Annotated in this window: 7 protein-coding genes and 2 pseudogenes; 3 read left to right on the forward strand and 6 right to left on the reverse strand. The window is 60.2% G+C overall.

Annotated features, from left to right (window positions below; all coding sequences use genetic code 11):
• The first annotated feature begins 317 nt into the window (after positions 1-317).
• The 3 genes from tssJ to icmH all read left to right on the forward strand — a co-directional run bounded on the left by tssJ (position 318) and on the right by icmH (position 3,157).
• Positions 318-929: a type VI secretion system lipoprotein TssJ gene (tssJ, locus tag HWX07_RS32285; RefSeq protein WP_006477097.1), complete on the forward strand. Its 612-nt coding sequence runs from the start codon at positions 318-320 to the stop codon at positions 927-929.
• Between the two features lie 102 nt (positions 930-1,031).
• The gene (tssK, locus tag HWX07_RS32290; RefSeq protein ID WP_006477098.1) at positions 1,032-2,378 is read left to right on the forward strand and encodes a type VI secretion system baseplate subunit TssK; all 1,347 of its coding nucleotides are present in this window, start codon (positions 1,032-1,034) and stop codon (positions 2,376-2,378) included.
• Positions 2,375-3,157 (forward strand): type IVB secretion system protein IcmH/DotU, encoded by a 783-nt coding sequence (gene icmH, locus HWX07_RS32295; protein ID WP_175879102.1) that lies wholly within the window; start codon positions 2,375-2,377, stop codon positions 3,155-3,157. Before tssK ends, icmH begins: the two co-directional genes overlap by 4 nt.
• Before the next feature lie 88 nt (positions 3,158-3,245).
• Here icmH and HWX07_RS32300 read toward each other — a convergent pair whose 3' ends face one another.
• The 6 genes and pseudogenes from HWX07_RS32300 to HWX07_RS32335 all read right to left on the reverse strand — a co-directional run bounded on the left by HWX07_RS32300 (position 3,246) and on the right by HWX07_RS32335 (position 12,268).
• Positions 3,246-3,563: a hypothetical protein gene (locus HWX07_RS32300; RefSeq protein ID WP_011546583.1), complete on the reverse strand. Its 318-nt coding sequence runs from the start codon at positions 3,561-3,563 to the stop codon at positions 3,246-3,248.
• A 226-nt stretch (positions 3,564-3,789) separates the two neighbouring features.
• A pseudogene (locus tag HWX07_RS32305) lies at positions 3,790-4,108 on the reverse strand (type IV secretion protein Rhs); the annotation flags it as partial.
• A gap of 566 nt (positions 4,109-4,674) precedes the next feature.
• Positions 4,675-6,536: pseudogene (locus tag HWX07_RS32315) on the reverse strand (RHS repeat-associated core domain-containing protein); the annotation flags it as partial.
• 64 nt (positions 6,537-6,600) lie between these two features.
• Positions 6,601-6,876, reverse strand: coding sequence for an Imm53 family immunity protein (locus HWX07_RS32320; protein ID WP_175879106.1), 276 nt, complete (start codon positions 6,874-6,876; stop codon positions 6,601-6,603).
• A gap of 395 nt (positions 6,877-7,271) precedes the next feature.
• Positions 7,272-7,667, reverse strand: a complete 396-nt coding sequence (locus HWX07_RS32330; RefSeq protein ID WP_175879109.1) for an immunity 50 family protein — start codon at positions 7,665-7,667, stop codon at positions 7,272-7,274.
• Positions 7,664-12,268, reverse strand: a complete 4,605-nt coding sequence (locus HWX07_RS32335) for an RHS repeat-associated core domain-containing protein (RefSeq protein ID WP_175879110.1) — start codon at positions 12,266-12,268, stop codon at positions 7,664-7,666. Before HWX07_RS32335 ends, HWX07_RS32330 begins: the two co-directional genes overlap by 4 nt.
• Positions 12,269-12,318: the final 50 nt, after the last annotated feature.

Below are 12,318 nucleotides of genomic sequence, written 5' to 3' on the forward strand. Positions count from 1 at the left end.
TTGCAAGAAGCGCGCGGGTATAGTACCGATCAATTTTTCATAATTCAATCGTCGTGTGAAGAGTAATTCCTTTTAAAACCGGGCGCTACCCCCTCGAATGGCCGATCGCTGCGGGCTCGCGGCGGTTTTTCCTCGGGCCGGAATGCGCAAGTTTTACTGGTCGCTCGACGCGCCGCCCGGATGGCGGAAAAAATTTCCGGACGCTCGCCCGACGCGGGCGTGCTTAATAGTTGAACGGTGCAATGTCGGGGAGGCGCGGCGAACGCGGCAATACCCGGCAGTTTTGACAGGGATAAAGGCGGCACGCCGGAAAAACGATGAGATCGTCCATGATTCGCTACGCGCTGCCGCTGGTTGCCTGCGCCCTTCTGGCCGGATGCGCGGCCGCCCCGCTGCTCGGCTCGGCCGCGAGCGCCGTGATGTCCGCGGCCGGTATCGGCAAGCCCGAGGTGCCCGACGCGCAGAAGCCGCCGCGCAACATCGGGCTCACGCTGGCCGCCGCGCCGAACCTGAATGCCGCGACCGACCACAAGCCGCTCGCGCTCGTCGTCCGGCTTTATGCGCTGAAGGACCCGACCTCGTTCCAGCAAGCGCCGTTCGACGCATTTACCGATCCGACCAAGGAAAAAGCTGCACTCGGCGCCGATCTGCTGAATGTGCGCGAAATCACGCTGATTCCGGGCCAGCGCTATACGGCAACCGAGAAGGTATCTCGCGAAGCCCAGGCATTCGGCATCGTCGCGCTGTTCCGCGATCCCGCGCTGCAACGATGGAAACTGACATTCGATCCGGCGAAATCGGAGAAATCCGGCATAATCATCGGCCTGCATAATTGCGCGATGACGGTCACCGACGGCACGGTCATCGCACCGCAACAAGGTGCGCCCTCGCAACCGCTGAATCTGCTGTCTTCGGTTTCCTGCGGTTAAAGATGACGCACGGATGTCAATTAACAAGAGTTAACACTTGGCGATTTAATTCGGGCACGAACAAATCGATTACATCGCAACGCCACATTAACCGGATTTGACATGAGTTATTCGGCCAAGGTGCTGTGGGGGGAAGGGCTGTTCCTCCGGCCTCAACACTTTCAACGGCAGGACGCGTACCACGAGGCGCGCCTGTTCGAGTCCATCCAGGCGATCCAGCCGTACAACTGGGGCGTGCGCTCGGTGCGCATCGACCGCGACGCGCTCGGCAGCAACGTGCTGCGGGTCGCCGAGCTCGCGCTCGTGTTCCCGGACGGCGCGCTGTATGCCGCGCCGCAGGCTGACGATCTGCCGCCGCCGATCGCGCTGGATACGTTGCCCGACGGCATCAACGAATTCGTGTTCTATCTCGCGCTGCACCCGTTGCGCGAGAACGGCACCAACTACAGCGACGATCCGGCCGCCGGCTTCATGACGCGGTTCGTCAGCGAGCAGACGAGCGTCGCCGACAACTTCACCGACGCCGCCGAAGCCGACATCACGTTCCTGAAGACGCAGGTCAAGCTGATCGCGCACAGCGAGCCGCGCGACCAGTTGCTGTCGGTGCCGCTCGTACGCGTGCGCCGCACCGCGACGTCCGGCTTCGAGATCGACGACAGCTTCGTGCCGCCGTGCCTCGCGATCGAAGCGTCGCCGATCCTGCACCAGCGGCTGCGCCAGCTGGTCGACGCGCTGCAGGCCAAGGTGAACGCGCTGTACGGCTTCCACCGCGAGCCGTCGAAGAACATCATCGAATTCCGTTCGGGCGACATCGCGTCGTTCTGGCTGCTGCATACGGCGAATGCCGCATTCGCGACGCTCGCGCACCTGCACCAGCACGCGGCACTGCATCCGGAGCGGCTGTTCCAGGAACTGCTGCGCCTCGCGGGCCAGCTGATGACGTTCTCGAAGGGCTATACGCTCGCCGACCTGCCCGTGTACCGCCACGACGACCCGGGCCCGAGCTTCGCGCGCCTCGACCTGATGCTGCGCGAACTGCTCGACACCGTGATTTCGACGCGCTATTTCGCGATCACGCTCGACGAGGTGCGCCCGTCGTTCCACCTCGGCCGCCTCGATTCCGGCAAGATCGACGACAAGACCGAGTTCTACCTCGCGGTGTCCGCGGACATGCCGAGCGTCGAGCTCGTCGATGCGGTGCCGGCCCGCTTCAAGGTCGGCGCGCCCGACGACGTCGACAAGCTCGTGCTGTCGGCGATGCCCGGCGTGCGGCTGTCGTACACGCCGCAGGTGCCGCCCGCGATTCCGGTGCGCCCCGGCGCGTGCTACTTCGCGCTCGATTCACGCAGCCCGCTGTACGAGCGCATGCTGCAGGCCCAGTCCGCGATGATCTATGCGCCGACTGGCATCAATGACCTGAAATTCGAACTGATCGCGGTCACCTCATGAGCTACGCGCCTTCCCTGTTTGGCGACAACGTGCCGCCGCCCTCGCATAGCCCGGCGTCGACGGACGCCGCGTTCCAGGCCCGCTCGCTGCTCGATCTGCTGTACGACGGGTTCTTCATGCTGTTTCTGCTCAAGAACAAGCGGGAGCCGGACAGCGCCAGCGAGTTCAGCACGCGGATCCAGGAGTTCCTGTCGGATTTCGAGCGCGGCGCGAAGAAGCTGAATATCGCCGCCGAGGACGTGTACGGTGCGAAGTTCGCGTTCTGCGCGGCCATCGACGAAATGGTGCTGTCGTCGCAGTTCAAGATCCGCGCGGATTGGGAACGCCGGCCGCTGCAGCTCGTGCTGTTCGGCGAGCAACTCGCGGGCGAGAAGTTCTTCCAGTATCTCGAGGAGTGTCGTGCGCAGGGTGCGGCGCGGCTGCAGTCGCTCGAGGTGTTTCATATGTGCCTGCTGCTCGGGTTCCAGGGCAAGTATCTGCTCGAAGGGCCGGAGAAGCTCGCGTATCTGACCGCGCGGCTTGGGGACGAGATCGCGCATATGAAGGGCAAGCGCGCGCCGTTCGCGCCGCATTGGCCGCTGCCGGACCAGATCGCGCACCGGTTGAAGCGCGAGGTGCCGGTGTGGGCGATCGGGACCGTGTTCGCGCTCGTTGCGTTGCTTGGGTATCTCGGGCTCAATACCTATCTCAAGGACAAGACGCTGCAGGCGTTGGCGCCGTATTCGCAGGTGATCAAGGTGGGCCCGGAGTCGGCTAATTTGACGATTTCGTTGCCTTGAGGAATCGGCTTCGTTCGAATGTTGATGCCTCGTGAAAAAGGACCGCACTGGCGGTCCTTTTTTGCTGTGGCGTGGGGCGCGTGCCTCGTCAGAGCAGAATGAACTCGTCGTTGTCGACGTAGAACACGAACGCGTCGAACAATTGCGCGACGGTCGGTTCGTCGACCTGGTCATGCGCGTTGATCACGATGTCTTCGATCGTCGCGCTGTTCAGCGTGACGCGCCAGCCGGGTTGTGGGGCGGCGGCGGGCGGCGTGTCGACTTCAGTGTTGTCAGCGTCTTCGGTGAATACGCCCTCTGTATCTAGCGCCCACGGCGTTGGTGGCAGGCAAAGCCATCCGGAAAAGTCGCCCGGATGTTCGAGAATGTGCTGCAGCGACGCGATGGTCGCGGGGGTGGTCGACATGGGTATTGCGGTTGAACGGGGTGAACGCGTTGCGGGGATAGGTCACGGTAGCAAGCCATGATTATGCCGAATCGGGCCACCACCGGGTCTTATTGCTTTCCGCCGTCCGGACTCAGCAACACCCCGGCGATTTGTTGCCGGCACCCTTCCCTTCGGTGGCGATGCACAGAATTATTCCGGAAGCTGGCTCTGTCGTCTGACTGAGCACGTCATAGAAATACCGCTACTCGGCAAGCAGCGCAGGTGACGTCGACCGCTGGATCGTCTGCTGCAGCACGCGCCCAGCCGGATCGTAGTGCGTGCGCTGCCCGACCTTGCTCGACAGCACACGAACCGTCGCGATGCAAGTCATCGCGCTCGAACTGCACACGCTCCTCGCCGTCGAGCAGCATCCCGTGCACATGCCCCGAGCCATACATCAGCCAGTCGACCGCATGCCCGTCCGGCCGAACGGTACGCCGCCGATTGCCGAGTTCATCGTATTCGTGATGCCACACGTAGCTGCGCCGGTCGCCGAACAGATCGTAAGCGTGATGTTCACGCACCAGATTGCCAACCGGATCGAAGAAGAACTGCACGCGGCTGTACCGATTCACCGCGTCGATCAACCTGCCGCTCGGATCGTAGGCAAACCGTTCCTCGCGATGCGCTTCAGCTGACCTTATCAATCAAAGTGAGACCAGCCGTGTGGCAACAATTTCGCCCCCAAATAACACTGGCGCGTTCTACAGCGGATTCTCGTCCGGCACATAGTGATTGGCGCTCTTCCCCTCCAGCGTCGCAATCCCTACACCCGCGAAGAGGCATACTGTACGAGCATCATGACGCCTCCTATTCGCCGCGATTCTGCGCACATTCATGCAAGGGGCCACGCAGGCGGCCCCTTTATCATCAAACCTGCTTAATTACCTCCAATTCATCCCATAGTTGAGACAACCCAATCGATTTCATATATGTTCCGTAATCAATGAAATTTCTGGAATTTACTTCATCGAATGAAAACCATGTCGCATCGCACTCAGGGCAAATATAAATCATTTGACCATTCGCCTTGATTCGTGCTTCGACAATCTCATCTTGCTCACACCGCGGGCAAATCATTCTCCCTCCTTCAATGCACCGGATAAGCCGATATAACCTCGTTAGTCCCAGGGCGAGTAATTATCCTTACGTTTGTTTCACCGGCGGTTCCTACAACCCGCCCCATCGGAACAACATAAGCTCCCGGGTCGTCAGTCAAAGGCCGACCTCGCTTTGCCCAAGCCTCGTCTACCAAGTCTAACGAACCTCCTTTTTTGCATGTGCAGAACACGGAATGAGTCGTTTTTTTCGGATTGGGAGATTCGTGATCCAAAACATGCTTAACTCGATTGCCATGTCTGGATCCTTGGCCGTAAATCAATCCGTTCGGTGTGCTCCAACTTCTCGTACTCTTGTCATAGTTCAGCTTAAGCAAGCCAAGCGGATCAACCCACCCAATCGGATTCGGTGCGTATCGATAAACGTTGATGTCGCCAGCCAATCCGATCGGATCCTTGGACACGAAGCGCCCCGAACTCGGATCGTAGTACCGATACCGGTTGTAGGCGAGCCCCGTTTCCTCGTCAACCCGCTGCCCCTGAAACCGCAGCGGATTCTTCGCCACAATCCCCGCCGCCTTCGACGCCCGCGCAATCACTTCCCGCGCTTCGCCCCACGCCTTGTACGACGCTTCCCAGACCACATCGCCATCACCGTCCGTTAGAAGCTGCGGCGTGCCGATCTGATCACAGTGATAATAGAATACCGCCGCATCACCCCGCCGCTCCGGCACCTTCTGCAGCGGGTCTTCCTCCGGCACATAGCGATCGGTACTCGTCCATACCGGCGTCTCGATCCCCTCAACCGGCCCCGCCACATACTGCGCCAGCGGCACGAACGTCCCCGGCTCGTAGAGATAGTGCGTGCCACGCTCGCCGTCACTCTCGTACGCCAGCGTGTCGCCATCCCACCCGAACGCCGTCCGCTCGCCGTTCACCTCCTTCGCAATACGACGACCGAACGCGTCATAGAAATACCGCGCCTGACTCTGCCGCGCCGTCTCGGCAACCCGCGCAGACAGCAAGCGATTGAATTCATCCCACTCGTATTCCTGCTCACCCGCCGGCGTACGCTTGCGCACCAGATTGCCGCGCGCGTCGTACTCGAAGTGCATCCCCGCATACGCCTTCAGCAGGTTCCCGAGCACCTTCGGCACCTCGACCGGCAACGTGCTTTCCGGCCGCACCGGGCTCGGACGCGATGCAGGCGTCTCGGCAGTTCGCACCGGATCGATGATGTTGCTCGCCGGATCGAACGCGAACCGTTCCTTCGCGACGGGACTGATCGCCTCGATCAGTCGCCCGACAGGATCGTATCGATAGTCGGTCCCGCCCTTGCGGCTGTCCTCGATTCGCGACAACTGCCCGGCTGCATCATAGCGATACCGCCGCTCGGCAAGCGGCGCAGGCGACGTCGACCGCTGGATCGTCTGCTGCAGCACGCGCCCTGCCGGATCGTAGTGCGTGCGCTGCCCGACCTTGCTCGACAGCACACGAACCGTCTCGCGATGCAAGTCATCGCGCTCGAACTGCACACGCTCCTCGCCGTCGAGCAGCATCCCGTGCACATGCCCCGAGCCATACATCAGCCAGTCGACCGCATGCCCGTCCGGCCGAACGGTACGCCGCCGATTGCCGAGTTCGTCGTATTCGTGATGCCACACGTAGCTGCGCCGGTCGCCGAACAGATCGTAAGCGTGATGTTCACGCACCAGATTGCCAACCGGATCAAAGAAGAACTGCACGCGGCTGTAGCGATTCACCGCGTCGATCAACCTGCCGCTCGGATCGTAGGCGAACCGTTCCTCGCTGTCACCCGCGATGCGCTTCGGCAGACGCTCGTTTGCATCGATGTCAAACACCTGACCTCATCAATCAAAACGAGACTGGCACTCCAGCAACAATTTCAGGTCCAACCACCGATAACAAACAAGGGCCGCAACTGCGGCCCTTGTTTGTTACTGAAGCCAATCCATACCAAGCTCCAGAATTTCCTGCAAATTACTAGGACCGCCATACCCGATGAACTCCGTTTCAGTGGCGCTTACCCTGATCCAATCCTCGTCGTCACGCTCAATGTTGATATTGGTCGGCCTCTTGGCTGTGGCACCATTTATCTTGACTCTCCAGCCCGGGTTGTCGACATTGACAATCTCCACACCATAAGAGTGCTCCCAAACGTCATTGCATTGGGATGTATACCAACGCTGCAGCGCAGCTATTAGATCGCTCATTTGCACAACCCTTTTCGCCTTGCCAGTTCCCTAGCCACTCGAATATCTTGCTTGGTCGCAGCCCTCGTAACCGCTGTCCTTTTCGACGTGGTCACTTGACCGTTTTTTGGATCAACATTTATTTTCCGAGTCTGGACATGCGGAGTTGGAATATCAACACCAGTAGCTTTGTCGAAATACGATGCTCCTTGCAAATCGATGTAGCCCTGCATGGTCGATGTCGAGAACGTCACTGAATTCTGATTGATCTGCCCGGAAAACTCACGTGCTATCTCCTCCTCATTTTTCGACCCACGGGACGTATAGTCACTGCAACTTGGTAGGCACTTCACACATTGCGTCGACAGCCCAACGGATCAATCCACCGTGCCGGACTCGGCGCGCCTTGATAAAAGTTAGGCGCTACCTAGATCGCCGTATGTGATTCCCTCCACGCGAACCCAGTCGTACTTCAATGCAATCGACGCACCTTCCTTGCAATTGATCGTTATCGAAGCAACATTGTCCGCGACGGTCGATACAAACGCCGCAACAATGTTGTCGTACCCCCACCCTCCGATGGAAAGGCCGGAAACACCGATAAATGACAAGCTCAGATAGACGACGTCATAGTTTTTCGGCCATCGGCTCGGCTGAGAAAAAGGCTTCTGAGTGGTCATGATTCTCACCGACACTCGAGGTTCGTCCCGCTTGAGCTGAATCTCGACGATCTCGGCACCATCAAGCGGTGCTTCGCTCCCATAAAGCGCCGTAAGGGCTTGTGGATTCATGATCCGCTGTATCAGGTTCATTTCTTGTTCCGGCAGTCGAAGTAATAGTGATCATCCATTCCTTGGATCTTTCCTGTACGGGTGTTTTCTTCGGGGCGCACGTTGTGGTGTGACGGTTGATCGCCGATCCCCCCTTCTCCGAACACGTGGCCTGCGGAATGGTCCTGGATGACCACATTTCTACCACCGACCTGATAGGTGAGTTCCCGTGTCATAACGGGCTTGTTGTTGTCACCAAGAAGCCAATTCCCGCTGGAATCCGTCAACGGGACCATTTTCTGACTGATGGGCTGTTGAGACAAGGGGATGCCAAGCTGTCGACGAATATCTCTCAAGCTTGACCGACGAGACTTACCACACGGATCGCAAGGGCAGCGAGCAAGGCCGAGCGGGTCGATCCACCCTGTTGGGTTATCAGCATATTGATAGAGATTGATCCCGCCAGGCAGCCCAATCGGGTCCTTGCTAACGAAGCGCCCACTTCCGGAATCGTAGTACCGATGCCGGTTGTAATGCAGCCCCGTCTCGTCATCGCCCTGCTGCCCCTGAAACCGCAGCGGATTCTTAGCCACAATCCCCGCCGCCTTCGACGCCCGCGCAATCACCTCCCGCGCTTCGCCCCACGCCTTGTACGACGCTTCCCAGACCACATCACCATCATCGTCCGTTAGAAGCTGCGGCGTACCGATCTGATCGCAGTGGTAATAGAACACCACCGCGTCGCCCCGCCGCTCCGGCACCTTCTGCAGCGGGTCTTCCTCGGGCACATAGCGGTCGGTACTCGTCCATACCGGCGTCGCGATCCCCTCAACCGGCCCCGCCACATACTGCGCCAGCGGCACGAACGTCCCCGGCTCGTACAGATAGTGCGTGCCGCGCTCGCCATCACTCTCGTACGCCAGCGTGTCGCCATCCCACCCGAACACCGTCCGCTCGCCGTTCACCTCCTTCGCAATACGACGACCGAACGCGTCATAGAAATACCGCGCCTGACTCTGCCGCGCCGTCTCGGCAACCCGCGCAGACAGCAAGCGATTGAATTCATCCCACTCGTATTCCTGCTGCCCCGCAGGCGTGCGCTTGCGCACCAGATTTCCGCGTGCGTCGTACTCGAAGTGCATTCCCGCGTACGCCTTCAGCAGGTTCCCGAGCACCTTCGGCACCTCGACCGGCAACGTGCTTTCCGGCCGCACCGGGCTCGGACGCGATGCAGGCGTCTCCGCAATCCGCACCGGATCGATGATGTTGCTCGCCGGATCGAACGCGAACCGCTCCTTCGCGACGGGACTGACCGCCTCGATCAAACGCCCGACCGGATCGTATCGATAGTCGGTCCCGCCCTTGCGGCTGTCCTCAATTCGCGACAACTGCCCGGCTGCATCATAGCGATACCGCCGCTCGGCAAGCGGCGCAGGCGACGTCGACCGCTGGATCGTCTGCTGCAGCACGCGCCCTGCCGGATCGTAGTGCGTGCGCTGCCCGACCTTGCTCGACAGCACACGAACCGTCTCGCGATGCAAGTCATCGCGCTCGAACTGCACACGCTCCTCGCCGTCGAGCAGCATCCCGTGCACATGCCCCGAGCCATACATCAGCCAGTCGACCGCATGCCCGTCCGGCCGAACGGTACGCCGCCGATTGCCGAGTTCGTCGTATTCGTGATGCCACACGTAGCTGCGCCGGTCGCCGAACAGATCGTAAGCGTGATGTTCACGCACCAGATTGCCAACCGGATCAAAGAAGAACTGCACGCGGCTGTAGCGATTCACCGCGTCGATCAACCTGCCGCTCGGATCGTAGGCGAACCGTTCCTCGCTGTCACCCGCGATGCGCTTCAGCAGACGGCCGTTCGCATCGACGTCGACCGACGTCACGCAACCCGCTTCATCGATCGAAACGAGACTGCCGCTGTCGGGATCGTACTGATAACGCGTCGACTTGCCGTCGAAGCCGATTTCCTCGATCAGCCGCCCTGCCGGATCGTAGCGGAACTGGTACGTCGCAAAGTTGGCATCGGTCAGGGCAGTCAAGCGCCCGAGACGGTCGTAGCGATACGCGATCGTCTGCCCGAGCGCGTCCGCGCGGCTCGCGATACGGCCAACGGCATCGTAGCCATATCGCGTCGACCGATTGAGTTGATCCGTATGCCCAAGCAACCGACCTTCAGCATCGTACTGCACGTGTTCGACGCCGGCCGGCGAACGAATCTCCGTCAACTGGCCGTTCGGGCCATATGCATAAGCAACGACGCCCCCGGAAGCATCCTTTGTCTCGATCGCACGCCCGATATCGTCGTAGCGCCACGCCGTCTTCTTTCCGGAGCAGTCCGTGTAGCCGGTCAATTGCCCGGCGGCGTTGTATTCGAGTGCCTTCGATCCGCCTTTGGCATCGGTGATCTGTGTCGGCAGCCCCTTGTCGTTATAGCTGTACTTCGTCGCGTGCTCGAGCGGATCGATTTCCTCGACGAGATTGCCCGCATCGTCGTACTTGCGCTGCCAGACATGCCCGTTCGGATCGACGAGCCGGATCATCTGGTCCTTGTCGTCGTATGCCATTTCGACAATGCTACCGTCAGCGCGCTCGTGCCACGTCCGGTTACCGCGCGCGTCGTAACGCATCTGCTCGACGCTGCCGTCCGGCAGAATGTGCAACGTCAGATTGTTGTGCTCGTCGCGGCGGAACCACTCCTCATTCCCATCCGGATAGGCGATCCGATAAACATAGCCCTTGATGTTGAAGTAATAACGCGTCGTCTGACCGAGCGCATCGGTCACGTAGGTCAATCGAATGTTCGGATGCCACGCAAGACGGATATCGAGGCTGCCATCGTCCGCGTACTCGCGCACGCATTTCGCATTCGCGTTGTCGACAGCGTCCGCGCCGTCCCATTCAAGCGACATCCCACGGCCGGTACGATCGGTGTAGCGCGTCACTAGATGTCGGTCGTACTGGTAGTTCCACGCGTTGCCGTGCCGATCGGTTGCGCGGACCAAGTCGGCCGCTTCGTCATAGGCGTAGCTCGCGAGCGTGCGGCGCTTACCGTCTTCGAGCACCTGTTCGATCAGTACGATCCGGCCGTGCTTGTCGTGCTCGAACGACAGCACGTTACCGCTCGCATCAATCAGGCGCGCCACGTGGTCGAGCGCATCGTAGTCGAGCGTGATCGTGTTACCCGCGCGATCTTTCTGCATCGCCAGCCTGAACGCGTTGCCACGCCGTTCATACACGTGCAACTCGTCATGGCCGTACGCAATCGTCACCCACGTATCGTCGAGTCGCGACAGCGTCAGGTTTTCCGAGAGATCGTCATGCACGCTTCCGGCTGCGAGCGCGCGATACTCAATGCTGCGCCCGCTGGCATCACGGTAGAACCATGTGTCGCCTTCTATATCGATGCGCGTCGTGTACGGCGTAATCCATCGCGCGCCGAGTTCTCCGGTGTCGTATGCGGACAGGCGTGACCGATAAGTACGCGCCCAGACAAGCGGCAATGCGCCGGGCAGCTCAAAATCCGTATGCGTGAACGTCTCATCGCCGAAAGCGAAATCGATCGATCCGGTCGACGCGCCGACCCCGCAACCTTTGCAGGGGCTCTGGCCAGGCCCCTCCGGATGCGCATGCTGCTCGACCGCACCCACCGGCTCCTGCGGGCGATCATGATGTGCCCTTCCCTTGCCGCCAGTCGGCACGTCGGCGGTCTTTTCACGAAGCTTGCCGCTCGCCCGCACCCTTGCCACGGCCTCGATCACTTGCGCGATCAGCCAGAGCATCTTGCCTTCTTCGCTGCCATTCAGATCACGGATGGCCTTCGCGACTTTCGGCGCTTCAGTCTTCAGGAAGGCGACGATATCGCGAAACGGTTGGAGCCACGAATCCGGCGCCAGCTTCGCGGCGGTCCCGACCGTCGCGTTTCCGGCTTCCTTGCCCAACGCGATCGAACCTTCGCAACCGTACTCGAACGCATCGACCAAGAGCTTCGGGTTGTACCAGGATCGCTCGCCCATCTTCCGCGCGATCTGCTGCGTACGTCGCACGTTCGCACTACTGTCGAAAATCTGCCCTTTGAGGGCAAGCTCGAGTCCGCTGGCAATACCGACCATCAATTCCTGCGCCTTGGCCGCGCAGTCATTCAGCAGATCGACAAGAACTTCCTGCAACGTCTTCAGGAAGTTCTCGATTTCCGTCGCGGCCGCGGCGTTGACGTGTGCAACGAGCACGCCAATGATCGCCGCCCCTAGATTGCCGCGAGACACCAGCAACTGATTGCGCACAAGCGCCAACAGCGGCCGCGCCGACAGTCGGAACGACGCCAGCGGCGGCGGAACCGGAATGACCCCGATCAGGTTGATCGCGAGTCCAAGGTAATCGAGCAGATCGGCATGACGCTTCTCGACGATCGTCACGATGTCGCACACGGCATCGTAGAACGCCATCAGGTTGCCGATGATCGGCACCGCACTCGCGACGGTTTTGAGATCCTCGAACGAAATGTGATTGCCGCTGATCTTGAGCAACCACTTATTGAAACGGTCGCCCCCCGCCGCCACGTCTTTCGGTGAAATATCGCTGAGCCAGGAAACAGCCTGTTCCTTCTCTGCACCGGGTGGAAGTTGTTGTGCCATGTCGTCGTTCGTTCAATTCGTTTTTTTCAAGACGGCTGACGAGCCGTCCT

This window comes from Burkholderia sp. BCC0097 (assembly GCF_902832985.1).
Lineage (GTDB): Bacteria > Pseudomonadota > Gammaproteobacteria > Burkholderiales > Burkholderiaceae > Burkholderia > Burkholderia orbicola.

Bases quoted from the DNA above. Each gene is read 5' to 3' on its own strand.
- HWX07_RS32300 (WP_011546583.1), bottom strand. From the start codon at position 3,563: ATGTCGACCACCCCCGCGACCATCGCGTCGCTGCAGCACATTCTCGAA.
- HWX07_RS32335 (WP_175879110.1), bottom strand. From the start codon at position 12,268: ATGGCACAACAACTTCCACCCGGTGCAGAGAAGGAACAGGCTGTTTCC.
- tssK (WP_006477098.1), top strand. From the start codon at position 1,032: ATGAGTTATTCGGCCAAGGTGCTGTGGGGGGAAGGGCTGTTCCTCCGG.
- tssJ (WP_006477097.1), top strand. From the start codon at position 318: ATGAGATCGTCCATGATTCGCTACGCGCTGCCGCTGGTTGCCTGCGCC.
- HWX07_RS32330 (WP_175879109.1), bottom strand. From the start codon at position 7,667: ATGAACCTGATACAGCGGATCATGAATCCACAAGCCCTTACGGCGCTT.
- icmH (WP_175879102.1), top strand. From the start codon at position 2,375: ATGAGCTACGCGCCTTCCCTGTTTGGCGACAACGTGCCGCCGCCCTCG.
- HWX07_RS32320 (WP_175879106.1), bottom strand. From the start codon at position 6,876: ATGAGCGATCTAATAGCTGCGCTGCAGCGTTGGTATACATCCCAATGC.